This is a genomic window from Salinivibrio sp. YCSC6 (assembly GCF_004916735.1).
GTDB lineage: Bacteria > Pseudomonadota > Gammaproteobacteria > Enterobacterales > Vibrionaceae > Salinivibrio > Salinivibrio proteolyticus.
Window position 1 is genome coordinate 737,188 of record NZ_CP039516.1, and the last position, 26,439, is coordinate 763,626.

The 26,439-nt window shown below is 50.8% G+C and carries 21 protein-coding genes; 16 read left to right on the plus strand and 5 right to left on the minus strand.

Annotation, left to right across the window (positions count from 1 at the left end):
• On the minus strand, positions 1–2,778 hold the full coding sequence (locus E8E00_RS03275) for an insulinase family protein (protein ID WP_096629544.1): 2,778 nt from the start codon (positions 2,776–2,778) through the stop codon (positions 1–3).
• A 144-nt stretch (positions 2,779–2,922) separates the two neighbouring features.
• Here E8E00_RS03275 and sixA point away from each other — a divergent pair, with 144 nt between their 5' ends.
• Positions 2,923–3,405 carry a phosphohistidine phosphatase SixA gene (gene sixA / locus E8E00_RS03280; protein ID WP_077641381.1) on the plus strand — a complete coding sequence of 161 codons (483 nt, stop codon included), beginning with the start codon at positions 2,923–2,925 and terminating at the stop codon, positions 3,403–3,405.
• 13 nt (positions 3,406–3,418) lie between these two features.
• On the opposite strand, the gene smrB is transcribed toward sixA, so the two are convergent.
• Complete coding sequence (smrB, locus tag E8E00_RS03285) at positions 3,419–3,949, minus strand: endonuclease SmrB (RefSeq protein ID WP_069587210.1); 531 nt, start codon at positions 3,947–3,949, stop codon at positions 3,419–3,421.
• Positions 3,950–4,069: 120 nt separating this feature from the next.
• Here smrB and prmB point away from each other — a divergent pair, with 120 nt between their 5' ends.
• Both prmB and aroC read left to right on the plus strand, forming a co-directional pair.
• On the plus strand, positions 4,070–5,002 hold the full coding sequence (prmB, locus tag E8E00_RS03290) for a 50S ribosomal protein L3 N(5)-glutamine methyltransferase (protein WP_077455546.1): 933 nt from the start codon (positions 4,070–4,072) through the stop codon (positions 5,000–5,002).
• Positions 5,003–5,169: 167 nt separating this feature from the next.
• On the plus strand, positions 5,170–6,243 hold the full coding sequence (gene aroC, locus E8E00_RS03295) for a chorismate synthase (protein ID WP_069587212.1): 1,074 nt from the start codon (positions 5,170–5,172) through the stop codon (positions 6,241–6,243).
• A gap of 57 nt (positions 6,244–6,300) precedes the next feature.
• Here the strand turns inward: aroC and E8E00_RS03300 are convergent, their stop codons facing one another.
• Complete coding sequence (locus E8E00_RS03300) at positions 6,301–6,924, minus strand: trimeric intracellular cation channel family protein (protein ID WP_069587214.1); 624 nt, start codon at positions 6,922–6,924, stop codon at positions 6,301–6,303.
• Positions 6,925–7,125: 201 nt separating this feature from the next.
• Here E8E00_RS03300 and E8E00_RS03305 point away from each other — a divergent pair, with 201 nt between their 5' ends.
• The gene (locus E8E00_RS03305) at positions 7,126–7,677 is read left to right on the plus strand and encodes an elongation factor P hydroxylase (RefSeq protein ID WP_096629542.1); all 552 of its coding nucleotides are present in this window, start codon (positions 7,126–7,128) and stop codon (positions 7,675–7,677) included.
• 10 nt (positions 7,678–7,687) lie between these two features.
• Positions 7,688–7,963 (plus strand): YfcL family protein, encoded by a 276-nt coding sequence (locus tag E8E00_RS03310; RefSeq protein WP_069587231.1) that lies wholly within the window; start codon positions 7,688–7,690, stop codon positions 7,961–7,963.
• Between the two features lie 86 nt (positions 7,964–8,049).
• On the opposite strand, the gene mnmC is transcribed toward E8E00_RS03310, so the two are convergent.
• The gene (gene mnmC, locus E8E00_RS03315; RefSeq protein WP_096629539.1) at positions 8,050–10,050 is read right to left on the minus strand and encodes a bifunctional tRNA (5-methylaminomethyl-2-thiouridine)(34)-methyltransferase MnmD/FAD-dependent 5-carboxymethylaminomethyl-2-thiouridine(34) oxidoreductase MnmC; all 2,001 of its coding nucleotides are present in this window, start codon (positions 10,048–10,050) and stop codon (positions 8,050–8,052) included.
• A 119-nt stretch (positions 10,051–10,169) separates the two neighbouring features.
• Between mnmC and fabB the strand changes: the two genes are divergently transcribed.
• The 10 genes from fabB (at position 10,170) to purF (ending at position 24,082) form a co-directional block, all read left to right on the plus strand.
• Complete coding sequence (fabB, locus tag E8E00_RS03320) at positions 10,170–11,384, plus strand: beta-ketoacyl-ACP synthase I (protein WP_069587218.1); 1,215 nt, start codon at positions 10,170–10,172, stop codon at positions 11,382–11,384.
• Positions 11,385–11,640: 256 nt separating this feature from the next.
• Positions 11,641–12,795 carry a 4-phosphoerythronate dehydrogenase PdxB gene (gene pdxB, locus E8E00_RS03325; protein WP_077641379.1) on the plus strand — a complete coding sequence of 385 codons (1,155 nt, stop codon included), beginning with the start codon at positions 11,641–11,643 and terminating at the stop codon, positions 12,793–12,795.
• Positions 12,792–13,805 carry an aspartate-semialdehyde dehydrogenase gene (locus E8E00_RS03330; protein WP_077455475.1) on the plus strand — a complete coding sequence of 338 codons (1,014 nt, stop codon included), beginning with the start codon at positions 12,792–12,794 and terminating at the stop codon, positions 13,803–13,805. The genes pdxB and E8E00_RS03330 overlap by 4 nt, the downstream gene beginning before the upstream one ends.
• Positions 13,806–14,068: 263 nt before the next feature.
• On the plus strand, positions 14,069–18,085 hold the full coding sequence (locus tag E8E00_RS03335; protein WP_096629536.1) for a FimV/HubP family polar landmark protein: 4,017 nt from the start codon (positions 14,069–14,071) through the stop codon (positions 18,083–18,085).
• A 143-nt stretch (positions 18,086–18,228) separates the two neighbouring features.
• The gene (gene truA, locus E8E00_RS03340) at positions 18,229–19,032 is read left to right on the plus strand and encodes a tRNA pseudouridine(38-40) synthase TruA (protein ID WP_096629534.1); all 804 of its coding nucleotides are present in this window, start codon (positions 18,229–18,231) and stop codon (positions 19,030–19,032) included.
• A 150-nt stretch (positions 19,033–19,182) separates the two neighbouring features.
• A complete protein-coding gene (accD, locus tag E8E00_RS03345; protein WP_096629531.1) occupies positions 19,183–20,100 on the plus strand; it encodes an acetyl-CoA carboxylase, carboxyltransferase subunit beta in 918 nt (305 codons plus the stop codon).
• Between the two features lie 68 nt (positions 20,101–20,168).
• The gene (gene folC / locus E8E00_RS03350; RefSeq protein WP_096629528.1) at positions 20,169–21,419 is read left to right on the plus strand and encodes a bifunctional tetrahydrofolate synthase/dihydrofolate synthase; all 1,251 of its coding nucleotides are present in this window, start codon (positions 20,169–20,171) and stop codon (positions 21,417–21,419) included.
• A gap of 12 nt (positions 21,420–21,431) precedes the next feature.
• The gene (locus E8E00_RS03355) at positions 21,432–21,977 is read left to right on the plus strand and encodes an SPOR domain-containing protein (protein ID WP_096629525.1); all 546 of its coding nucleotides are present in this window, start codon (positions 21,432–21,434) and stop codon (positions 21,975–21,977) included.
• Between the two features lie 61 nt (positions 21,978–22,038).
• Positions 22,039–22,536: a CvpA family protein gene (locus E8E00_RS03360; RefSeq protein ID WP_069586507.1), complete on the plus strand. Its 498-nt coding sequence runs from the start codon at positions 22,039–22,041 to the stop codon at positions 22,534–22,536.
• Positions 22,537–22,567: 31 nt separating this feature from the next.
• Positions 22,568–24,082: an amidophosphoribosyltransferase gene (gene purF, locus E8E00_RS03365; RefSeq protein ID WP_096629521.1), complete on the plus strand. Its 1,515-nt coding sequence runs from the start codon at positions 22,568–22,570 to the stop codon at positions 24,080–24,082.
• A gap of 113 nt (positions 24,083–24,195) precedes the next feature.
• On the opposite strand, the gene E8E00_RS03370 is transcribed toward purF, so the two are convergent.
• Positions 24,196–24,795, minus strand: a complete 600-nt coding sequence (locus tag E8E00_RS03370) for a Yip1 family protein (RefSeq protein WP_069590572.1) — start codon at positions 24,793–24,795, stop codon at positions 24,196–24,198.
• Between the two features lie 536 nt (positions 24,796–25,331).
• On the opposite strand from E8E00_RS03370, the gene E8E00_RS03375 reads away from it, so the two are divergent.
• The gene (locus E8E00_RS03375) at positions 25,332–26,387 is read left to right on the plus strand and encodes a response regulator (RefSeq protein WP_096629519.1); all 1,056 of its coding nucleotides are present in this window, start codon (positions 25,332–25,334) and stop codon (positions 26,385–26,387) included.
• Positions 26,388–26,439: the final 52 nt, after the last annotated feature.

Genomic DNA, 26,439 nt, shown 5'->3' on the forward strand with positions numbered 1-26,439 from the left:
TTATTCTTCGCTACGGCCACAAATGGCGCGAAATGCGTCAATATCGCGAATAGGGTGCGCACCGTCTAATGCGGCATGTTCACGGTGCTCGCTGCCGCAGCTATGCATGACAAGCCTATCCGCGGTTCGCGGTTTGAGACGATTAACCACAAAACGCACCATGTCGGCTCGGGTTAGCGACTCCATGGCCTCGGCCACCTGTTCACGGCGTTCGTAGTGATAGTCTTTATTGCCGATACTGATCCAATAGCGCTGCGCGCGAGCGCGCAGGTTATTATCTGGCTCGCGAATTTGCGCTAACAGGCTTTGCTTACTGCTTTGCCAGCGCGCTTCGCTCATTTCCAGCAAGATCATAAATAGCGCATTGAGGAAATCATCCACGGCGGCCATCAGTTGGTTAGGGCCTGCCATTGGCGATTGGACATAAAAGATCAGCCCTGGGTGGCGATTTAACGGTAAATTGCCAGCGCCTACCATGTATCCCAATTGTTGGCGCGTGCGCAACTCGTTAAAAAAGGTGGCTGACATCAGATGATTGGCAAGCGTGTAGGTGGCGACCGCTTCAGAGGAGGTGTCTGGACTTTGGTAGTACACCAACAACGCCGACTCCGCATGATCGAGTGCTAGCTCGTAGCTCACGGTGCCGCAGTCGTCTAATAGGGTCAGCGGCCGGACCGATTCTTGATAGGTTTGGTCGTCTACCCGCAGCGCATCTTTAACGGTTTCGGCCAAGGCCTTCGCTTGGTGACGGTGCCAGTTACCGTAGACAAACATATCCACATGCAGCGTGGCGAACATGGCCTCAACGAACTCGGGTAAATCGGTGAGCGTGACGGTGTCGAGCGCGTCGAGTAAGGCTTGATAGGGTGGGTTATTGGGCTGCAATATCCCCGTCATGCTGTTATATAGCTGACTTAATGGCTTATTTTTGGCCCCGTTCTCCCAATTACGCTTAAGTTGGCTTTTGATCACTTCAAAGCGTTCGGGCTTAAAGTTGCGCCGTGAAAAGGTGTCGAGGATCAAGGCCAACAGAAGCGGCTGTTTATCATTAAAGCCACTGATGTTTAGTGTAACGCCACCTTGATGGGCATATAAGTTGTAATTAATGCCTGCAATTTCTGCTTGGTAGGCATGTTCGTTTAGCGCTTCAAGTAGCATTTCGACGCTCAAGCGCGTCATGACAATGTTTTTGACGCTGGCGACGGCATGTGGACTGTCAATGGCAATGTAGACATGCCCTTTGGGCACCCGAAAGTGAGGCTCTTGACCATGCCAGAGCCGGAACCCTGGCAGCTCTTCTATCAATATCGGCGTATCGCTCGCATCATCTTCAAGCGGCAAGGGACGCAGCGCATCGGCAATGTAGGGATTTGGATCAGGTAACGTCAGCGCAGGAGAAATATAGGTGGTGCGCCATTTCTCACACTGCTTTTCGCTAAAGTGCTTCACCGCGTAGGGGGTGTCATACCATTTGGCTAGTTTGTCGTATTTAAAGCCTTTGGCAACCAAGGTTACCCTGAGGTTATCGACCGTCATTTGCTGCAGCATGGCTTGGATTTGGGCGTGGTCAAATCCGGCCATCATGTAATCCCCGTATACCACCTCAATCGGGTCATAATGCTGCATATTCATCACCAGCTGACTCACCGTATCAATCGGGCGCAGCGGCTCTTGATAGTAAAACGCAAGCTCTTGGACTTGGCGTTTTTCTTGGTAACGCCACGCTTCCACACCGTATTGGCGGATAAGCTGAATGGCTTGAAACACATAGGTGATAATATCGTCGAGCTTGCTCAAGCCCAGCTCGGTGAGTGCAAGGCTTAAGGTAAACTCACGGAAATCTTTGCCACTGATGCCGCCGCCTGCAGAGAGGGTATTGATGTAGCCTTTGCTTTTGAGCAAAGACATCAAGCTACCGGGACCTTCGTAGCCGAGAAGGTGGGCGATGTAAGATAGAGGTTTAGTGCGGTATTGATATTCGCTTTCGGGCAGTGAGAACGCGAGGGTTAACTTGCGTACCTCTTTAAGTGGCTCCACGGTGACCCACTGGCGTCGCTGTGCGTCACTAATCAGTGGTTCATGGATGCGCAGTGGCGAATAGTCGTGATTGATAATGGCACTAAAATGCTGCTGTGCCATCGCTTCTAGCTCATCAAGTGACTGTGGGCCCGTGACGGCTAACGTCATCAGGTTAGCGCTGTAATTGGCGTGATAAAACGCAATCAGATCGTCTCGCACCGACTGACCCGCTCTGTCTGCTAAGGTCTCCAAGCTTCCGACTGAGAATTTTGCGAAAGGGTGAGCAGGATTAATGGTTTCTTTATGGACTTGATAGATGCGTCGCACATCGTCGTTGAGCTTCATGCGATATTCAGCATCCACGGACTGACGCTCTTTATCGACAGCATCGGCATCAAAGCGAGGTGAAATAAAAAACGCGCTGAAGCGGTCGAGAGCCGCGCGGAATTGGCTGGGGCGAATATCGAAAAAGAAGGTGGTGTTTTCAGTCCCTGTCCACGCGTTATTATGGCCACCATGCTGGCTAATAAAGCGCTGAAAGTCACCTGCTAGCGGATACGCATCCGTGCCCAAAAACAGCATATGCTCGAGAAAGTGTGCCAAGCCTTCTCGGTCGGCTGGGTCATGAAAATGGCCCACATTAACAGATAAGGCTGCCGCGCTGCGGTGTGCCGCAGGATCGGAGATTGCCAAAACGCGGAGGGCGTTCGGCAGGGTGAAATAACGGTAGCGCTTATTGTCATTTGGGCTAACATGCACAGGCAACTCGATATCGTTTAAACAAGTTATGCCTCAATTATGACTACCAGTGACCTGAGTCGCAAACCTCTTCTTTGGTCTTTTGCGATATACATTGGTAGCATGCGGCTAAATCACAGATAACTGTTGTGAGTATTTCTGGCTATGAAACTGATCATAATGCGTCATGGGGAAGCACAAGCGTTTGCTGCAAGCGATAGCGAACGCGGTTTAACCGCGAATGGCGAGCGACAAAGTGAGCAAATGGCAGCTTGGCTCAGTCAACATTTGGCTGGCGAGACGATCGATAAAGTATTGGTAAGTCCTTACTTACGTGCCCAGCAAACATGGCAAGTCTGTGCGCCGCACCTTCCTGCCCGTGAGGTTGCCACTGAGCCAGACATCACGCCTTATGGTCAGAGCGACCAAGTTTATACCTATCTGCAAGCCATGTTTGACGTAGAAGCACCGAATGTCGTCCTCGTGGTATCTCATTTGCCGCTGGTGGGCTATTTGACCAACGAGTGGTTGCAAAATGGTCAGCCGCCAATGTTCTCGACGTCAGCCATGGCAGTACTTGATATCGATGGTCAAAACGATACGGCCGAGCTTATTGCAATGATGTCACCGCGCGAGCTACAAGGCTAAACCGCCTCGGGAGCTAGCGGTCGGAAACGTCGATTAACACCAAGAGTGCACCATTACCGCCGAACTCCAGTGGGGCCTGATGAAATGCCAACACATCCGGATGCTGTGCGAGCCATAGCGGGATTTTTTCTTTGAGGATCCCTTTGCCGATGCCGTGCATGACACTGGCACACTGGACGCCGTCTTTGACACAGGCAGCCAGCATCGCGCCGAGTTCACGTTTTGCTTCCATCTGTGTCATGCCATGTAAATCTAAATAGATATCGGGCACATAGACGCCACGACGCAAGCGCTTCACCTCATATTTGGAGACGCCTTGGCGGGCGTATTGCATAGGGCCGGATTCACTGAGTAAAGGCTCAAACTCATCAGAAAAGTAAAAGGCATGATCGCGGCTTTGTTGCTCGAATCGCTGCTGTTTGCGCGGTTTGCTCGTCTGGCGTTGTGGCGGGTTTATGGTATCCTGCTCCAACTTTTTTGCGCCTTTGACGGCATCACGGAATAATGCAAAATCCTCTTCCGTTATTGATGGTTTTTTGCTCATAAAAACTGTCCCCGAGGTGATAATCTGAATTGTACATTCAGCCAGCTCAAAATGCTGCTTATTGTACTGACCTCGCGTCAAAGGGCGACCCTAAATTGCATGAAGCCGATGGAGGCCAATGTGGATACGATTTTTACTGAAGAAGTGGTCAGCGAATTACATACGCTGCAAGACATGCTGCGCTGGACAGTCAGTCGTTTCAATGCGGCAGGGCTGTTTTACGGTCATGGCACAGACAATGCTTGGGACGAGGCGGTGCAGCTTGTGCTTCCTACCTTATATCTTCCTGTCGATGTCCCGTCTGAGACGCGTTTTTCGCGCCTGACCACCAGTGAAAAACATCGTATTGTTGAGCGTGTCATTGCACGGATTAACGATAAAACCCCTGTTGCGTACTTGACCAACAAAGCCTATTTCTGTGGCCTCGAGTTTTTTGTTGACGAACGCGTCTTGGTGCCACGTTCACCGATTGGTGAGCTGATCCAACAAGAGTTTGCCGGTATTTTACCGCATGCCCCAAGCCGCATTATGGACCTATGCACCGGCAGTGGCTGTATTGCCATTGCATGCGCCTATGCGTTTCCTGAGGCCGAAGTCGATGCGGTTGATATTTCTACCGATGCGTTGGAAGTGACCGAAATCAACATTCAAGATCACGGCTTGGAAGAGCAAGTGATCCCGCTGCGATCGGATTTACTAAAAGACGTCCCGCAAGATAAGTACGATTTGATTGTTAGCAATCCTCCGTACGTGGATGCAGAAGACATGGCTGACCTGCCTGACGAGTTCCGCCATGAGCCTGAATTAGGGCTGGCTGCCGGGACGGATGGATTAAAACTGGTTCGTCGTATCCTAGCCAATGCTCCGGATTACCTCACCGACGATGGTGTACTGATCTGTGAAGTGGGTAACTCGATGGTGCACATGCAAGAGCAATATGGCCACCTACCGTTGCATTGGATCGAATTCGAAAACGGCGGTCATGGCGTGTTCATGATCTCGCGTCAGGATTTGGTTGCCTGTGCTGAGGAATTTGCGCTTTATCGCGACTAGTCACACATGCTTCGCATACTTCTCTAGCCAGCCTTTGTGCTGGCTTTTTTTATTTTGGCACTGACGACCAGAGGTGGATTTTTTTTGCGTCTTTGACTGCTTTGTGGTTAATTGCTAACAAAGTACGCAAAAACACAACAATGCCCATCAGGCAAACAGAGGAAGGCATGGCAGGCAACACGATTGGACAAATTTTTCGCGTGACGACGTTTGGAGAAAGCCACGGTATCGCACTGGGCGCGATTATTGACGGCTGCCCTCCGGGGTTGGCGCTGACGGAAGCGGACATGCAGCATGATCTTGACCGTCGTCGCCCCGGCACATCGAAATACACCACACAGCGTCGCGAGCCTGACGCTGTTAAGATTCTCTCCGGTGTGTTTGAGGGCAAAACCACGGGGACATCGATCGGCTTGATGATCGAAAATACCGACCAACGCTCAAAAGATTACTCCAAAATCAAAGATGTGTTTCGTCCCGGCCATGCAGATTTTACTTACCATCATAAATACGGCATCCGCGATTACCGCGGCGGTGGTCGTTCGTCAGCGCGTGAAACCGCGATGCGTGTTGCCGCTGGGGCGGTGGCTAAAAAATACCTTGCCCAAGTCCACGGTATTCAAGTCCGTGCCTACTTGGCGCAGATGGGCGATGTGACCATAGACACAGTTGATTGGGCGCAAGTTGAGCAAAATCCTTTCTTCTGTCCTGACTCAAATAAACTCGATGAGTTAGACGCACTTATCCGTCAGCTCAAAAAAGACGGCGACTCGATCGGTGCGAAACTGACCGTAGTGGCGGAAAACCTGCCGGTAGGCTTAGGGGAGCCGGTGTTTGACCGTTTAGATGCTGATATCGCCCACGCACTGATGGGGATCAATGCGGTGAAAGGGGTCGAGATTGGTGATGGTTTTGATGTGGTAACCCAGCGTGGCAGTGAGCATCGTGATGAAATTCATCCTGATGGCTTTGCCTCAAACCATGCCGGTGGCATTCTGGGGGGCATTTCTTCAGGCCAGCCGCTGGTTGCCCATTTAGCGCTCAAGCCGACGTCTAGCATTACGGTGCCGGGAAAAAGCATTGATATTCACGGGGAGTCCGCGGATGTGGTTACCCGGGGCCGTCATGATCCTTGTGTAGGGATCCGCGCGGTACCGATTGCTGAAGCCATGGTGGCGATTGTGCTTATGGACCATTTGCTGCGTCATCGTGGCCAAATGGGGGCGAACCCCAGCATATAGTTTTGGAATCAGTCGATTTCCCAAAAAAGCCGCACCCAGTTGTGCGGTTTTTTATGATCAGTGCAGCGATGAAGGCGCTTCAAAGCGGAAAACCGGTAACGACCAACCAAAGCGAAGGGCGGCCATTCTAAATCCAAAGCCGATCACTAAACTAGCAACCGTCGCAATCAGTTCACCGACATCGAGACGAATCAAGCTAAAGTAAAGCGCACCGGTGACAAAGGCGACCAAGGCATATAGCTCTTTATGCAAGACCATCGGCGATTGACGACAAATTAAGTCACGCAATAGCCCGCCAAAAATACCGGTGATCAGAGATGAAACCATGCAAATCAGAGGATGTAGCCCCATATCCATCGCAACGCGGCAGCCAATAATACTGAAGGCGGCAAGGCCCAGTGCATCTAGGGTGACAAACAGTTTATAATTGCGTGCAACCCAGCTGGCAATCCACGGGGTAATCAAGCCTGCGACGCAAGTAATTACGAGAAAATGCGGGTTAGCAACCCAAGTGAGAGGGTAGTGGCCAAAAAGAATATCGCGGACTGTTCCGCCACCGATAGCGGTGGCGCTGGCGACAAACATCACCCCAAACCAGTCCATGTGTTTTCTGCCTGCGCAGAGCGCACCTGTCATGGCTTCCGCGGTAATGCCGATGACATAAAGCGTCAATAACAACATACAACCCGACACCTTATACTGAGATTAGAAATTGACGCGCATTGTAGTGGCCTTAACGGCCTCACACAATCAAATTTGTGATGAGGAACAAATAAAAAAGAGTGTTTAGATTGAAAGGCTTAGCTAATAGAGATGCTACTTTTTATCGCTAAAAATGTCTTTTTTGTTACTGATTGATATTTAATCCTATTAAAGTGCTGTATGACCCACGATTATCACGACTTAATTCGGCTTTTTAACCAAACATTTCTTAGCACGTTCAATACTGAACTCTTACTGGGCGGCGATGAACCCATTTATCGGCCCGCGGATTCAACGTACCCACATCATCGGGTGATTTTTGCGCGCGGTTTTTTTGCTTCTGCGTTACATGAAATTGCACATTGGACCATTGCCGGCGAGAAACGCCGTCAATTGGAAGACTATGGCTATTGGTATCACCCCGATGGCCGTGATGCTGACACGCAAGCCGCCTTTGAGGCCGTGGAAGTGAAGCCACAAGCGATTGAGTGGATACTATCTGCAAGCTGTGGGTTTCGTTTTCAAGTCAGTTGCGACAATTTAAGCGGTGTCGAGCCAGATCGCCATGCGTTTACTGCCAAAGTGCGTCAGCAAGTGATGGACTACCTGAGCGAAGACAGCACAAGCCCCGCATTACCCGTGCGTGCTAAGCAGTTTTCTGATACCTTGCGAGGCTTTTACGGCATTGCCCCGTTAACGCCCAACGATTTTGCATTGCCCGAGTCAGGCTAAGAGAGACATGATGATCCAAGACTACGAAGAACGTATTTTGACCTTGATTGATGAGATGGTAGAAACCGCCTCTGATGATGAGTTATTTGCCAGTGGTTATTTACGTGGCCATGTGTCTCTTGCCGCTGCAGACTGCGAACTGGAAGGTCTTGATGACGTTGCCTCGCTCAAAGCGCGTGTGGATGCCAGCCTTAATGACAATGCCAGTGAATTGTCTCCCGGCGATCAACGTTTGGTGGGCGCATTGTGGGACTTGCTGCAGCAACAAGTTGAAAAAGACCAATAGTCTTCGCCGCTGCGCGCATGAAATAAGCGGCGCCGACAGTAAACAGCCATCGTCTCGACGATGGCTGTTTTGTCTCGTAACTGTGGTTACAAGGCTTTACCTTTTAACAGCTTACGCACCCACATTCGCCCTGGATGCAGGCTGTCGAGCACCGTTTGTGGTAATGGCAAAGGCTCATCACACAATTGTGCGGCGAGTATTTCCGCGGCAAGCGGCGCGGACGTAAGACCACGTGACCCCAAGCCGAGTAAGCAAAATAGCCCCGGATAGACAGGCACGGAGCCTGCTTTTTCTTTGTCCTTTTGCAGATTTTGGTACGCGGTAACCAGTGCGTGATAGTCGCAAACATTGCCCACAAACGGGAGGTGATCGCGACTGGCGCAGCGTACGCCCACACGTCCTTCTTTTGCAACTGGCACGGCCCGCGCCCAGTCGGTATCAATACAACCGGTGAGACGCTGTTGGTTCTCGGTTTGCTCGTCAGCTTGGAAAGTGAGGTCTGCATTATTCCGGCTGTAACTGGCCCCCAAGCAATGCTCTCCTGCTTGATTGACCGGCGTTAAATAGCCTTCGAAACACAGCACTGTATTGAGTTGACGCAGCTCAGCATTGGTGGGGACATGGCTCACTTGACCTCGCACCGGATAAACAGGAATCGGCTGTGTTTGGCCAAATTGGGCGGATTGGTGGCCATTTGCGATTACGACATTATGATGCCAAACCTCACCAAGTGCTGTACTAAGCGTCCAGCCATTGTCGGCTTGCCTCAGTGCATCCACGTGGCAATCAAAATGTGCGCGCAGTTGTCCGCTCGCGATAGCCGCATCAATCACAGCGGCCGTAAATTGTTGTGGGCTCATCCACCCACCCAATGGATAGAATACGCCGGCATGGCCGGTTTCTAGGCCGACCGTCTCAGCCACATCGGCTTTATCGATTGGCGTGACGAGTGTGTCTGGAAAGTCACCCTTGGTCATTTTAGCCAGCTTGGTCGCACTTTTCTCATCGTAACCCAGTTGCGTCACGCCACACCATTGGTGCTCAAACGCGATCCCTTGCTCGTGTTGTTGTTCAACAAACTGGCGAGCAAACAAAAACGCAGGAGCAAAAAATTGGCTTAAATTGTCGTTGTTGCCATTTAAAAGTGGATAAATGGCGCCTTGGCGGTTACCTGATGCCCCCGCCGCAGGATGCGAGTCTTGGCTATAGAGAGTGACGCGTTTTCCGCGTTGAAGTAATGCCGTGATCAATGCGGCACTGGCAATCCCTCCGCCAATCACCGCAATATCATCTGCCGATATAGCGGGAGTCCGTGCGTACCATGGTTGAAAGCTGGTCGCCGTTTTCCGCGTGGGTAATCGGCCTGCCAGCATTTCGCGTTTGTGGCCAAACCCTTTCACCTTTTTCATGTCAAAACCGGCAGCTAATAGACCACGACGGACAAAACCAGCGGCGGTAAAGGTGGCGCAAGTACACTGCTCACGGGCAAGCCTAGCCATGCCATCAAATAAATCTTGATTCCACATCTCCGGGTTTTTGCTCGGGGCAAAACCGTCGAGATACCAAGCATCGACAATCCCTGCAGCGCCAGTCGGCACTTGTGGTAACCAATCTTTAATATCACCAAACCACAAATCGAGTGTAATCTGACCTTGTGCCAGCACGATCCGTTGACAGCCCGCCAAAGGGACAGGGTAGTGAGAGCGAAGCTGCTCTGCATACGGGGCAAGCTCAGGCCAAGCTTGATGCGCACGGTCAAGATCTTCTACGGTCAGAGGGTATTTTTCGAAACTGATAAAGTGCAGTTGCGTGACCGCCGCATCGGGTTGGGCTTGGCGGAACTGCGCAAAGGCGTGCCAGGTCGCGAGAAAGTTTAATCCGGTGCCGAAACCGGTTTCCGCGATCACAAAGCGGGGCGATGAGTGGGTCTCCCAGCGGGTGGGGAGTTGGTTTTGAGCCAAAAACACATAGCGGGTTTCGGCGAGGCCGTCAGCGTTAGAAAAATACACATCGTCAAACTGGTCGGCGACCGGTGTGCCAGTGTCGTTCCAACTGATTTGCGCATGTTTAATTGAGGGAGAGCTCACAAATGCCTCATACAAAAATGTCGTAAAAGCGAAATTGTACTGACTGAAAGGAAAGCTGACCACTTATCAGCTTTAAAAACGCTATCATCCACTGCGAAATTAACGTCTAGGAAAGAATCATGAAACGAGCTGTCATTACAGGCATGGGGATTGTTTCCAGTATTGGTAACAACGTCAAAGAAGTGCTGGAGTCGCTCAAAGCGGGAAAATCTGGCATTAACTTCTCTCAGCAGTTTGCCGATATGAAACTGCGCAGTAACGTTTGGGGGGACCTCAAACTGAACCCCGCCGACCATATCGACCGCAAAAAAATGCGCTTTATGGGTGACGCGGCTGGCTTTGCTTATCTTGCCATGGAGCAAGCGATTGAACACGCAGGTCTTGCACCTGAACACGTCTCTAATGAACGGACCGGCCTTGTCGCAGGCTCAGGCGGTGCGTCTTCTGTTAACCAAGTAGCCGCGGTCGATATTCTTCGAGAAAAAGGGGTTAAACGTGTTGGCCCTTACATGGTGCCACGCACTATGTCCTCGACGGTCTCTGCGTGCTTGGCCACCCCATTTCAAATTAAAGGGGTGAACTACACCATGAGCTCTGCCTGTGCGACGTCGGCACACTGTATCGGTCATGCACTTGAGCTCATCCAATTGGGTAAGCAAGATATCGTATTTGCGGGTGGCGGCGAAGAGCTTGATTGGTCATTGACCATGATGTTTGATGCCATGGGTGCGCTATCAACGAAATACAATGACGATCCACAAAAAGCCTCACGGACCTATGATGCAGACCGCGATGGGTTTGTTATCTCTGGCGGTGGCGGCATGTTGGTGGTCGAAGAGCTTGAGCATGCATTGGCGCGTGGCGCGACCATCTACGGTGAAATCGTCGGTTATGGTGCGACTTCTGACGGTTACGACATGGTTGCCCCGTCAGGCGAAGGCGCTATCCGCTGTATGAAGATGGCGATGCAAGATGTGGACGGCGACGTGGATTATATTAACACCCACGGTACATCCACGCCAGTCGGTGATGTCAAAGAGCTTGGCGCGATCCAAGAAGTTTTCGCAGGTAAGAGTCCAGCGATTTCAGCGACCAAAGCCATGACGGGCCACGCATTAGGCGCGGCAGGTGTGCATGAAGCCATTTATTCGACGTTGATGCTGGAGCATGGCTTTGTGGCGCCAAGTATTAACATCGAACAACTCGATCCTGCTGCAGAAGGGTTGGACATTGTCACTACACCGCGTGAGCAAGCACTAACGCGAGTGATGTCGAACAGCTTTGGCTTCGGTGGCACCAATGCGACCTTGGTGATCGAAAAATATCGCGGTTAATCCGCCCCTCATTTTCCAGGTTTGCAGAGCAATTCTGCCATCAGACGCGGGCTATTATCGTTGAGAGCCGGTAATAGTCTTTTCAGGTCCTGGATTTACCCGGCTTCGGCCGGGTTTTTTTATGCCGGTTCCTGCCATCGGTAATTCCACCGTCCCCCGTTGAGCAAGGGTGTTTTCTTGTGACGAGCCAGATACAATATTACCTTCGCATTTTGCATCCGATACGCGGTGCACCGACTCACACAGGACGTTGAACGTGAAAATTGTTGTAGACGAAAACATGCCTTATGCCCAAGCCTTGTTTAGCCAATTGGGTGAGGTCGTGGCATTACCCGGACGCGCAATCAGCGCGGCGGATTTGATTGATGCTGATGCATTAATGGTAAGAAGTGTGACACAAGTGAATCAGGCCCTAGTTAAAGGCGCGTCTCGGTTACGTTTTGTCGGCTCTGCCACCGCGGGTGAAGATCACCTTGATTTTAACGCCCTGCATGCACAAGGTATTCACGCGACGGCTGCGCCCGGCTGCAACAAAGTTGGGGTTGCTGAGTATGTGATTAGCGCGCTGCTTGTATTGGCCCAACAACAAGGATTCTCGATTACAGACCGGACGGTCGGTATTGTGGGAGTCGGGCACGTGGGCAGTTATCTAGCCGAGCGCCTTGATGCGCTGGGGATAAAAACGGTGTTGTGCGATCCGCCTCGCCAAGATGCCGGTGATCCACGCCCAATGGTTGATATTGATACACTTATTGCATCGTGTGATGTAGTGACTTTTCACACACCATTAACGCGCGATGGCCAATACCCCACCTACCATTTGATGAACGCGACACGTTTAGCGGCATTGGGCGCGGGCAGTATATTGATTAATGCGGCGCGCGGCCCTGTGGTTGACAATCAGGCCTTGAGTGCACGACTTGATCAAGGCGACATGGATGCAGTGCTTGATGTGTATGAGCATGAGCCCGAGGTTGATCTGGACCTCATGGATAAGCTGACCTTTGCCACGCCGCATATTGCAGGCTATGGCTTAGAAGGAAAAGCGCGCGGCACTACCATGGTATTTAACGCACTGTGTGAACACCTTGGCCTGCCTCATCGTGCCCACGCCAGTGACTTGCTACCGACGGCCCCCATCCCTCATGTGACGCTTGCCCAGCCATGGCAACAAAGCGATCTAATGGCATTGACACAATTGGTCTACGATATTCGTCGGGACGACAGTGATTTTCGTCGCGCAATGCATGGCGCTGGGGACAATAAACCCGCGCAACGTACAGCCTTTGACCAATTACGAAAAAATTACTGGGATCGACGTGAGTACAGTGCGATCACAGTAGCCGGACAGACGGATTTCGGGTTACAGTCGCTGGCTAAGCTCGGCTTTAGTATTGAGGAGCAAGCATGACACAAGCATTTGACGTTGCGGTTTTAGGCGCAACAGGCGCGGTTGGACGCGCGATTATTGATAGCCTAGAAGAGCGCGACTTTCCGATTGGGACACTGCACCTGCTCGCCAGTGAGCGCAGTGAAGGAGAAACCATCAAATTTAAAGGCGAAAGCCTACGTGTTCAAAACGTAGAGAAGTTTGATTGGACCCAAGTGCAAATCGGCCTGTTTTCAGCCGGCGCACAAGCGTCTGCACAGTGGGCACCGATAGCGGCAGACGCAGGTGTCGTCGTGATTGATAACACCTCCCAATTCCGTTATGACTTTGATGTCCCTCTTGTGGTCCCCGAAGTGAACCCGGCCGCGATTGGTGATTTTCGTAACCGCAATATCATCGCTAACCCCAATTGTTCCACCATCCAAATGCTGGTGGCGTTGAAACCGATTTATGACGCAGTGGGAATCGAGCGTATTAACGTGTCGACCTATCAATCTGTCTCGGGGTCCGGTAAGTCGGGCATCGATGAACTTGCCGGACAGACGGTAAAACTGCTCAATAGTCAAGACGCTGAACCAGCGCTATATAGCAAACAGATCGCGTTTAATTGTTTGCCGCAGATCGATCAGTTTATGGACAATGGCTACACCAAAGAAGAAATGAAAATGGTGTGGGAAACGCAGAAGATCTTTGCCGATGAAATGATTGGCGTGAACCCTACCTGCGTGCGTGTTCCTGTTTTCTATGGCCATGCCGAAGCGGTGCATATTGAATGCCGTCAACCAATTGACGCTACAGAAGCGGTGGCAATCTTGAGCCAACATGAACATATCGAAGTGTTCGAGGGTGAGGACTACCCGACGCAAGTGAAAGAGGGCACTGGCACTGACAAGGTGTTAGTGGGTCGGATCCGCAATGATATTAGCCACCCGAATGGCTTAAACCTTTGGGTCGTGGCGGATAACGTTCGAAAAGGGGCTGCAACGAACTCAGTGCAGATTGCGGAACTGCTGGTGCGCGATTACTTGTAAAATTGCCACAGCGTTTATCGCAACGATGGCAAGACGCCATGATACCCTGTCATTATTGACAGGGTATTTTTTTAGGCACTATTTTTGCTTTGAACTCGGTGTGTCGCGGCAAATTGCCGGTAATCGTAAAGGTAAAACTGAGGCCGAGCGCCCACAGTTTGATCGCACAACACACTTTTATATCATCAAACTACAGTTTTTAGCATGGCTTCCGATATAGTTAGATATTTAGTGAGGCCATTTCTGCCATAAGGGGTGCGGGTGTGTCCGACGCACAGCAAAGTGAACAGTCTTCTCATCGTAAAACGTGTATGACCACTGGAAAGTTCAGTCAGCGTCTTGCTGTCTTACTAGCCATGGTCGCGTTTATTGTCTTCAGTTTTTCTACTGTTTCTGTGGAAGCGGCGATTCGTATTCTTGGACCGCAGGATGAAATGACCACTGAGGCGCAATCAGCGCCGCAACCAGTGAATACGCCGACACCGCAGCGTTATGGACCAACTGGGGCGAATGAAACCTTGTGGTCTATTGCCACGCAAATGCGGCCGAATAACCAAGTCAGTGTTTATCAAACCTTGGGAGCGATTTTTCGCTTAAATCCGAATGCGTTTGCGGATAACAATATCCATAGTTTGCAGCCTGGCAGTAACTTATTAATGCCTACCTTGGCGCAAATTCAGCGTGAAAGCACTAACGATGTTGTTGCGCGCCTCGAAATCGACCAAGCGAGAAAGCAAGCACAGGCAACCCCGCAAACGCCACTTAGCACCCAAGTGAGCGCACCTCGTGAACCTCAGCAACCGGCTGCCTCTCGTCCTGAAGCAACGCCTCCTTCATCAGACACTGAAGAGTCTGATGCATCTTCGATGGCGGAGTCGTCAAGCGATGACATGTCACCACAGCCACAAGTGGTTGAGAATTTGCAGTCGCAATTGCAAGCATCTGATCAAGAAATGACGCGCTTGGTAGAAAGTAACCATGTGCTCAAAGTCCGCTTATCGGAAGTTCAACACGAGCTTTCTGCGCTGAAAGAGCAAGTGGGCAATGATGCTGAATTGAATCAAGAAATCCGCGCGTTCTTAGAGCAACAACGCCAAGCAAAAGTCGCAAAAGAAACCCAGCCGCCATCAGCGGTGGAATCATTGATGGATAGCCCGTTATTGCTGGCTATGCTAGCGATTCTGCCTGGCGCTGCGATTGCGGGGGCGATTTTCTTCTTCCTCTCGCGTCGTAAAAAGCAAGAGGATGACGTCGAAGAGCCAGCGGCGCTCGATCATGATGAAATTGACGATGATATGCCGGTTATCATGGTGCCTGATCCTGAAGAGGAAGAAGCCAATGAGGAGCCGCAGGATGATGAGTTAGAAATTGCCGACGACTTTGGTAGCGATGAAGACCAAATGTTCGGTGATGACACGGATCTCGACGATCTTGACTTGGATGATGACCTCGATGATATGTCGGGTAACGAGTCGAGCGTGGCACCCAATGGGGATGATGCTATTGGCCTGGAGGACATGGAGCGAGCGCTGGATGAGCTAGCGGAGGCTCCCCCAGAAGAGACGCCTGAACCATCAGTCGAAGAAGAGTCGACCCCAGAAGAGTCAGACGCTGCCCCTGAAGAAGAAATGAGTGCGGATGAAGCACTGGCTGCAGAATGGGCAAAATCACTCGAAGAAGATAATGGCGGCGATGTTGATGATATCGACGCCCTGTTAGCCGGCGAACAAGGTGAGGGTGCTGACCAGCCGGAAGAAGCAACATCAGACACAGACAAGGCTGCTGAGGAGCCAGAAGACGCACCAAATGATGCCTTGTTTGACAAGGTTCTCGAAGACGAGCCTGAGCTTGACCTTAGCCAAGACATTGATCTATCGGATGACGATAGCGACGATGACGACCTATCCCTCGATAACACCACCGAGTTGCTTGATGAGCTGGTTGGTGATGAAGAAGAGGCTGATGACGAGGCTTGGATCAACGATGACGATGATGATATCGACGAGTTTGATGAGAGCAGTGACGCACTGTTAGACGAAGTGCTGGATAAAGATGATCCTCACCTTGAAGACTCGGATGCGCTGCTTGAAGAAGTGGTAGGGGATGATGATATCGACCCACTGGCTGAGGATGATGATCCGGCTCTTTGGGGGGAAGACGACACCGATCCGAATGAAGCTGAACTAGAGCACTTGCTTTATGACAGCGACGATGGTGATGAGACTGATATCGAAAATGATATACCAGAGCCAGACAGTGACGATAGTGACGAAGCTGAGGAAACCGCCGAAGCGGATGCGTCAGCAGGGGATATCAGCGAAGAAGAGGCGCCAGCAGAAGACGGTGACGATGAGCTAGATACTGAGCCTGCGGGTGATGAAACTGCGGATGCAGATAAAGCCGCAGAAGATGCTAGCGAAGATGATGCGCCAGCAGAAGACGGCGACGATGATCTAGATGCTGAGCCAGCAGATGATGACACTGCGGATGCAGATAAAGCCGGAGAGGATGCCAGTGAAGACGAGGCGCCAGCAGAAGGCGGTGACGATGATCTAGATACTGAGCCAGCGGGTGATGACACTGCGGATGCAGATGAAGCCGTAGAGGATGCCAGCGAAGATGAGGCGCCAGCAGAAGATGGCGACGATGCTCTAGATACCGAGCTAGCGGATGATGAAACTGCGGATGCAGATGAAGCCGCAGAAGATGCCAGCGAAGAAGAGGTGCCAGCAGAAGATGGCGACGATGATCTAGATGTTGAGCTAGCAGATGATGACACTGCGGATGCGGATGAAGCCGCAGAGGATGCCAGCGAAGAAGAGGCGCCAACAGAAGATGGCGACGATGATCTAGATGTTGAGCCAGCGGGTGATGACACTGCGGATGCAGATGAAGCCGCAGAAGATGCCAGCGAAGATGATGCGCCAACAGAAGATGGCGACGATGATCTAGACGCCGAGCCAGCAGATGATGACACTGCGGATGAAGCCGTAGAAGATGCCAGCGAAGACGATGTGCCAGTAGAAGATGGCGACGATGCTCTAGATGTTGAGCCAGCGGGTGATGACACTGCGGATGCGGATGAAGCCGCAGAAGATGCCAGCGAAGAAGAGGCGCCAACAGAAGATGGCGACGACGATCTAGACGCCGAGCTAGCAGATGGTGACACTGCGGATACGGATGAAGCCGTAGAGGATGCCAGCGAAGACGATGTGCCAGTAGAAGATGGCGACGATGCTCTAGACGCTGAGCCAGACGATGATGAAGGCGAAAGTCTTGACGATCTCAGTGAAGAGGCCCTTCTCGACCTAACCAGTTTGCCAGAGTATGACGAAGAAGCTGCATTAGCAGATGCTGAACCGCTTGATCCTGAAGAGCAAGCCGCGTTCGATAGCATGCCAGAGCCAGAGCCAGAGCCAGAGCCAGAGCCAGAGCCAGAGCCAGAGCCAGAGCCAGAGCCAGAGCCAGAGCCAGAGCCAGAGCCAGAGCCAGAGCCAGAGCCAGAGCCAGAGCCAGAAACCAGCAATCGAGACTATGAGTTTGACTCACTCTCTCTAGATGAACTTGGCGAGTTTGACGAAGACGATGCATTGAGTGCCGCTCTGGATGAGCAACGTGAGCTCGAGTCTTACTTCGATGAACAAGGCCGTGATGCGGGTCAAGGCGATAGTCGCGATATTAGTGAGCTGGATGATGACGACCATCAAGTGGGTGGTCTCAATATGGATGCTCTGTTGTCTGAACCGGATGGCGATGAGCCTCTTGATCTGTCCGGGCTCTCTGATGAAGAAGCGGCCGTGTGGCAAGCGGATAATGAACCAGAGCCCGAAGCTGAAAGCGAGGACTGGAGTCAGCAGCCTGCCATGGACCCAGAGTCGCTTGAGAAATTCGAATTAGAGCAAGCGCTTGATGACGATTTGCTGAATGAAGGGGAAGCAGAGAGCGAACTCATTGATGAAGGGGAAGAGGAGCGTGATTACATCAGCATCGAGGAGTTGATGCGTGATGATGGTAGCGCACCGGATATTGACCCGGATAAAGCGGAAATGAACTTAGATGTGGGGCTGGATGAATTTCCTGATGTGCTGGAAGATATCAGCGCCATCGATGTTGATGGTGATACGGCCAGTACAGAAGCGGCCACGAATCTCGATCTGGCCAAAGCCTATCTAGAGATGAACGATGTCGATGGTGCGATTTCATTGCTAGAAAAAGTCATGCAATCAGGGAATAAAGCGCTTCAACAAGAGGCAAGACAGCTGCTTGAGCAGCTACGATAAAAAACAGGCAGCTTCGGCTGCCGTTTTTTATCTTTGCGTTGGCGACATCGATGATTAAAGGGGCCCGGTATCGGACCTGCACATCGCATGCATTACGTATATAATGCGGCGCCTTGATAGTGAGTAAACGAAAAGGCACAAGCATGAGAGTCGCGTTAGGCATTGAATATGATGGAGCGCAGTTTTACGGTTGGCAGCGCCAACGAGAAGTTACCAGCGTCCAAGCGCACTTGGAGCGTGCTTTATCCATCGTGGCTAACCAAACTATCGATGTTCAATGTGCTGGACGAACCGATGCTGGTGTGCATGGGACTGGTCAAGTGGTGCACTTTGATGTGGATAGCCAGCGGCCGTTAAAAGCATGGACACTGGGTGTGAATGCTAATTTACCGGATGCGATTGCTGTTCGTTGGGCAAAAGAGGTGCCTGACAGCTTTCACGCTCGGTTTAGCGCGACCGCTCGTCGTTACCGTTATATCATCTACAATCATCCTCTGCGTCCGGGCATTTTAGCCAAGGGGGTCAGCCATTATTATGGTGAGTTGGATGAAACCTTAATGCATCAGGCCGGTCAGTACTTATTGGGGGAAAACGATTTTTCCTCGTTTCGTGCTGCGCAATGTCAGTCAAAATCACCGTGGCGAAATGTGATGCATTTGTCGGTGAGTCGTCGCGAGCGTTACATTATCATCGATATTAAAGCGAATGCATTTGTTCATCATATGGTGCGAAATATTGCAGGTAGCTTGATGGCTGTGGGCCGAAAAGAACACCCTCCCGAATGGATTGAATGGCTGCTGGCCCAAAAAGATCGCACCTTAGCGGCTGCCACCGCCAAAGCGGAAGGCTTGTATTTGGTTGAGGTTGATTATCCGCAAGAGTTTGCGCTGCCCGATGCGCCAATTGGCCCCCTGTTTTTATCCGATGAGGTCATTGAACGGGCCTAAATAGTAGCGTGTCAAAGGGTAGAGCGAAGAATAGGTAGTACCAGTTTTTTATCCCAAGTCTGACTGACTTGTGATTTAATTCGGTCTAATTTGTTACGAATCCAAGATGGACGTCCTATGCGGACGTCCATGATTAAGTAAAGGTTGTCCATGAGCTGGCTTGAAAAAATCCTAACGAAAAGCAACATTGGTTCATCGCGCAAAGCATCCATTCCTGAAGGGGTGTGGACCAAGTGTACGTCCTGTGACCAAGTGCTTTATCACGCAGATGTAGAGCGTAACCTAGAGGTATGCCCTAAGTGTGATCATCACATGCGCATTCCTGCTCGTCGCCGCCTTGACGTGTTTCTCGACAAAGACGGTCGCGAAGAGATTGCCGCTGAGCTTGAGCCGAAAGATGTGCTGAAGTTTCGTGACTCGAAAAAATATAAAGACCGCCTTTCTGCGGCACAAAAGTCGAGTGGTGAGAAGGACGCACTGATCGTCATGAAAGGAACCGTGTTAGAGGTTCCTGTGGTTGCCTGTGCCTTTGAATTTAAGTTCATGGGTGGCTCAATGGGTGCCGTTGTAGGTGCACGTTTTGTGAAAGCAGTAGACACTGCGATCGAGAATAACTGTGGTCTGGTATGTTTTTCTGCCAGTGGTGGCGCGCGTATGCAAGAAGCCTTGATGTCGCTGATGCAGATGGCGAAAACTAGCGCTGCGCTTGAGCGTCTTTCTCGCCATAAACTGCCGTTTATCTCGGTGATGACCGATCCAACTTATGGTGGCGTCACCGCCAGTTTCGCAATGCTTGGCGACGTCAATGTCGCGGAACCTAAAGCCATCATTGGTTTTGCGGGCCGTCGCGTGATTGAGCAAACGGTACGTGAAAAGTTACCTGAAGGCTTTCAGACCAGTGAATTCTTGCTCGAGCATGGTGCCATCGACATGATTGTTGATCGTCGCGAAATGCGTCAGCGCTTGGCAGGGCTGCTTGCAAAGCTGAGCAACGTGAAATCACCATTGGTGGTTGACGTTGAACAAGACAAGCCACAAGAAGACGATCAATCTGCCTCTCAAGAGTAAGATTTGACCGTGTTCCTCAGCGTTATCCTTGGTATTATCTACTCATCATGTAGCAACTGACCAAGTTAATGTCTGAACAATGCATTCCTACAGCCACGTCCCCGCTATCGACGTGGCTGTCTTATCTTGAATCCATCCATACCAGCGCGATTGACTTAGGTTTAGAACGCGTTGCCCACGTTGCCGAGCATGCGCAATTGACCAAACCTGCCCCAAAGATCATAACAGTGGCGGGTACCAACGGTAAGGGAACGACTTGTGCGCTGCTCGAGGCGATCTTGCAGAATGCGGGCTATCGCACTGGCGTATATAGCTCTCCTCACCTTGTTCATTACAACGAACGCGTGCGTATTAATGGCAAACCATTAGACGATGCGGCGCATTGCCAAGCATTCGTCGCCATTGAGCAAGCGCGCGGAGAAACCAGCCTGAGCTTTTTTGAGTTTGGTACCTTAGCGGCGTTGCAGCTATTTAAGCAGCACGAGCTTGATGTCGTGATCCTAGAGGTCGGCCTTGGGGGACGCTTAGATGCAACGAATGTGGTCGAGCATGACGTATCAGTGATCACTAGCCTAGCGCTGGATCATTGTGATTGGCTCGGCGATGACATCGACCAAATCGGGTATGAAAAGGCGGGGATTTTCCGTGCGGGTAAACCGGCGATTTGTGGTCAACCTGCGCCTCCTCCGAGTGTTGCTGCGCATGCGGACGCGATTGGTGCAGACTTGTATCAAATTGGTTATCAATATCACTATGTACAGCAAGGTGATACTTGGTGTTGGCATGCCGGTGCCTTTGATATGGATGCGCTGCCAGTTCCTCATATTCCTATGCAAAATGCCGCAACGGCATTAATGGCGCTTGGGGTCGCAGAGCTGGATATCGCTGACACGCACATCACCGAGGCATTGCGAACCCTCACTGTGCCTGGCCGGATGCAAGTTATTTCAAGCCAGCCTTACACCGTGTTTGACGTCGCCCATAACCCGCACGCTGCGCAATATTTGGCGGATAGATTAGCGACCATTAAGCAGGATAGAGGCGGAAACATCCATGCTGTGGTTGCTATGCTGGCAGATAAAGATATTGCCGGCACGTTAGCGTGCTTTGAGGGAATTGTTGACCATTGGTATCCCGCTTCCTTGAGTGTTGCGCGGGGGGCTCCGGCGAGTGCTTTGCCCGTAAACGCAGAGGAGCTATTTGACACCCCTTATCACGCTTATCAAGCGGCCTACCAAGCGGCGGAACCCGAGCGTGATTGTGTGGTCGTATTCGGGTCGTTCCATACCGTGGGGCAAGTGAGTGAACAGATTAATTAAAACGGAGTCGATGTGGCCAGTAAGTTGCAAAAACGATTAGTCGGTACGCTGGTATTGGTGTCAATGGGGGTGATTTTTTTGCCAGATGTTTTGGATGGCAAAAAAGAGCACTATCAAGAGAGCTATCAAAGTATTCCTCTGCGCGATGACTTTGATGCGTCTGTGACAGAAACTCCCATTGCTGAACCACAGGTGGCTGATGTTGCTGTGCCTGACACCTCGGTAAAAACAACCGACGAAGAAGGGGACGCATCAAACCAGCGTGAAACGACCCCTGATTCAACGGCATCTGAGTCGATCGCCACGGCAGATGGCGCGTGGATGATTCGCCTTGGTACCTTCCGCAATCAGGACAATGCGCGCCGTTTGGTTAGCCAATTGCGTGAGAAAGGTTACCAAGCCCATATTTTGCCACGGGATCTGAAACCTGATGACCTTGCCAAAGTGGTTGTGGGTCCAGATGTGTCTAAAAACACGCTGGAATCTCAATTGGCAGACTTAGAATCTCTCACCGGGCTGAAAGGGCAATTGCGCAAATTTGACCCACTTACCCAATAAGAAAACGTTTGCGTGAGCATTTTTTCTGTTAGAATGCGCGCGTCTCGAGCAAGTGAATAACATGATTTGGATTGATTACCTGATTCTTGGCGTCATTGGTTTTTCGGCGCTGGTTAGCGTTATCCGAGGCTTTGTCAAAGAGGCATTGTCTTTGGTGATTTGGTTTGGTGCTTTTTTTGTCGCCAGCCAATTTTATCCGCAACTTGCGGTGTATCTCACCAACATACAGGATGCGGTGATCCGTAACGGAACCGCTATTGCCTTACTGTTTATTGCTACCCTCATTGTGGGTGCAGTGGTCAATTATGTGATTGCCCAGTTAGTGCATAAAACAGGACTATCAGGGACAGATAGAGTGTTGGGGATTGTGTTCGGAAGTGTTCGTGGAGTATTGATTGTCGCCGCCGTCTTGTTTTTCTTGGATGCGTTTACGTCAGTCTCTAAAACCCAAGCATGGGGACAATCTGAACTGATTCCTAATTTTGCTGTAGTTATTGAATGGTTCTTTAACTACCTCGAGAACAGTTCCAGTTTCTTACCTAAGATCGCGGGGTCTTAGGCTGGTTTACGCGTAACAAGGAATAGCTGACATGTGTGGTATTGTTGGAATCGTAGGGGCCAATCCGGTCAACCAGTCCATCTATGATGCGTTAACGGTGCTACAGCACCGCGGCCAAGATGCAGCCGGGATTGTCACCATCGACGACAATCGTTTCCGCCTTCGCAAAGCAAATGGCTTGGTGAAGGATGTTTTTCAACTCAAACATATGCAACGTTTACAAGGTCATGTCGGTATTGGCCATGTGCGTTATCCGACCGCCGGCAGCTCTAGTGCCTCAGAAGCACAGCCGTTTTATGTCAACTCTCCCTATGGAATAACCTTGGCGCACAACGGGAACTTGACCAATGCAGAAGCACTCCGTCATTCCTTGTTTGAAAAAGACCGCCGTCACCTAAATACCACCTCAGATTCTGAAATCCTCCTCAACGTTCTTGCGCACCAGCTTTCTAACGCCGTGTCACATCCGCTTACCGCCGATGATATGTTTGCTGCCGTCCGCTCGGTGCATGAGCAGGTATCGGGTGCCTACGCGGTGGTATCCATGATTATCGGTCATGGCATGATTGCCTTCCGTGACCCGCATGGTATTCGTCCCCTGTGTTTGGGCAAGCGTGAAGAGCAAGGCCAAGTTGAATACATGGTTGCTTCAGAGTCGGTTGCCCTTGATGCAGTTGGTTTTGACTTTGTCCGTGATGTGGCCCCAGGTGAAGCCGTCTACATTACTTTCGATGGTCAACTTCACACATGCCAATGTGCGGCCTCACCAAGTTTGCACCCGTGTATTTTTGAATTCGTTTATTTCTCTCGCCCTGATTCGTTTATCGATAAAATTTCGGTGTATGGCGCGCGCGTTCGTATGGGACAAAAATTGGGTGCGAAAATACAGCGAGACTGGGAAGAGATGGACATTGATGTGGTCATCCCGATTCCTGAAACGTCCTGTGATATTGCGCTCGAAATTGCGCAGGTGCTCGGCAAACCCTATCGACAAGGGTTTGTAAAAAACCGCTATGTAGGCCGCACGTTTATCATGCCCGGTCAACAAATGCGCCGTAAATCAGTGCGCCGCAAGCTCAATGCAATCCGCTCAGAATTTAAAGATAAGCGCGTTTTGTTGGTGGATGACTCGATTGTGCGTGGCACGACGTCGGAGCAGATCATTGAAATGGCGCGTGAAGCCGGTGCGAAAGAAGTGTATATCGCTTCCGCAGCACCAGAAGTGCGCTTCCCCAACGTATATGGTATTGATATGCCCAGTGCCAATGAGCTGATTGCTCATGGACGAGAAGTGGATGAAATTACCAAATTGATTGGTGCCGACGGTTTGATATATCAAGACTTAAGCGATCTTGTTGCCGCTGTCGGTGAGGCAAACCCCGCCATCGAACGTTTTGAAACCTCTGTGTTTAGTGGTGAGTACGTGACCAACGATGTTGACCAAGCGTATTTGGAATACATACAAAGCTTGCGTAGTGACAGTGCGAAAACAGTTCGTGAACAACAACAAGAGCTCGCCAATTTAGAGATCCATAATGAAAGCTAAAAGCCCGTGGATAGCGTGATGATAACGAAAAAAGCCGCATCGATGCGGCTTTCTTATCTTTGTTGGCCCGCGCCAACGCTTTGGGCTCGGGTGGTCCAGAACACCGTGGTACGCTAGTGCGTAAATACAGGCCCAATTCCAACGTTCCACAGAATCACCGACGATGCCAATATGGCGACCAGTAACACTAAACCACAAGTGACGACTGAACTTGCGTAGATAAAGCCGCGCTCTTCGGGGATCTCCATAAGAATGGGCACACCGGTGTAGAGTAAATATACCGAGTAGGCGATACCAATCAGCCCGACGATCATCACAAACCATACAACCGGATATAGGGTTGCCAGTCCAACCATAAAGATTGGCGTCGCGGTGTACGCTGCCAGCTCCAAGCATTGGGTGTAAGTGGGAGCGGAGCCAAAGGTTCGACTCATCCACAACGTGAGGTAGGCAAGCGCACACACACCACCAATAAGTGCTAGATACATCGCACTGGCGATAAACAGTGCGCTTTGTGCAGTGAGAAAGATCGGTTCTCCTACCCCGATTTTCCAGCCGATATTTACACTGGAGTAATAAGCACAAACTGGCGGGATCAGCGCCAATAACAGCGCATGACCAATACTGTGTGATGCGCCTTCATGGCGCTCACCAATGGTCTTCCATTCTTTTTTCGGGTGCGTATACAACCCGATAAGATGACTCAAAATCATAGCTACCCCCACATATCCTTCCTGAATCCGTGCAAGTGCCACCACAAAAAAGGTTGCCCTGTTTGAGACTGTCCATGCACTGTGATTAACCGACGCCAATTTACTTTACATACAGTTAACATCTAGTCGGAAAGGGTTGAATATGCAAGTATTCGCACTGTAGAGCAGATAAGGTGCGCTACACCTGTAAGCACGAGACAGGCAAAAAGTGTGGGTGCTGTCTATAAACGCAGACAATCAATGTGCGTTGTGTGATGGCTCCCATGTTTCAGATAGACTTTTTGCCGTGTTAATACCGAGTAGCGTACTGTGATAGAGTAATTGATTTGCAAGCCTTTTTTATGCTGCTAACCATTGGCTTGAGTGAGATGTCTAGCAAAGTGGTAATAAAAACTCCATTTTAAACAGCTGTTTATATTCCTTTATCGATTTAATTATCATTATTATCGTCCCGAGAGTTTGAGTTCAACTATTCTTATCGGGTAATGTCGAATGGGAGACAGCCGCTGCTTTGCAGTCCTGGAGGAGAGAGCATCGTGTTGCATAATAAAGAAATTTTGATCGTCGAAGACGATCCCGTGTTTAGCCGTATGATCGCATCCTTTCTTGAGCGTGAAGGGGCAACAGTGCGTGAGGTTGAAAACGGATTAGAGGGGCTGCAAGCGCTTCGTCAATCCATCCCAGACTTACTGATTAGCGATTTATCCATGCCGGTGATGACTGGTCTTGAGTTTGTTGAAGAAGTCAGTGTGGAATACCCAATGTTGCCGATGATCGTCATTTCAGGCACGGGAGGTATGGCGGATGTTGCCCAGGCATTACGGTTTGGCGTGAAAGATTTTCTGATTAAACCGATTGAAGATATCAATGTGGTCAAAAAGGCGATCGAGACAGTGATCGATGATGCCAACGATGATGTTCACGCCAATGACGACTTCAGTCAGCAGTGGTTCAAAGTGTGTGAAGATGCTGACCGCGGTGCCTCTGAGAATGAACTCAAGTGGCATTTGGATGCCCTGAAGCATAATCCGGGCAGTGCGCGAGAGCTATTAATGGGGCTGATGCCTGAGCCAGACTCTCAACAGGGTGCGTGGCGCTTGTCCTATCATTCGCTCCAATCGGCCGACGCGAATCCGATCGTGCTCGATTACACTTGGTTGATGGGAGGAAAAATGGCTTTTTATGTTGTCGATTCTGCCTCGGCTGGAGAGGATGGAACGGCAACAACATTAATGATCCGGGCATTCTTTAATGAGTTTGTACGGACCCAAGATGTCAATGAGCGTGGTTTTCTCACCCTGGTAAAACGAATCGAAGATGCAATTCGGGCTTCTTCGTATGCATCCCCCATCCGTGCAATGTTTGGGGTATTGAACACCGCCGACAATCAGCTGGAGATCTTTCCCGCGGGACTGACCGCGACGGTTGATAGTTGTGGCACAACCAGTTTATTGCATAGTGCGCATTGGTTAGGGAAAGATTCCATTCACAGTCAGTTCCAATATGTTGATATGGGGGCGGGCGATGCACGTGTGTCACTAAGCGAAGTTGGACTTAACAGCTTTAGTGTTGATATCCAAAGAATTGCATAAAAATAGTGCGGGAGCCTCGGTATAATGGGGCTTGCGCCTTGCTGCGTTGTGT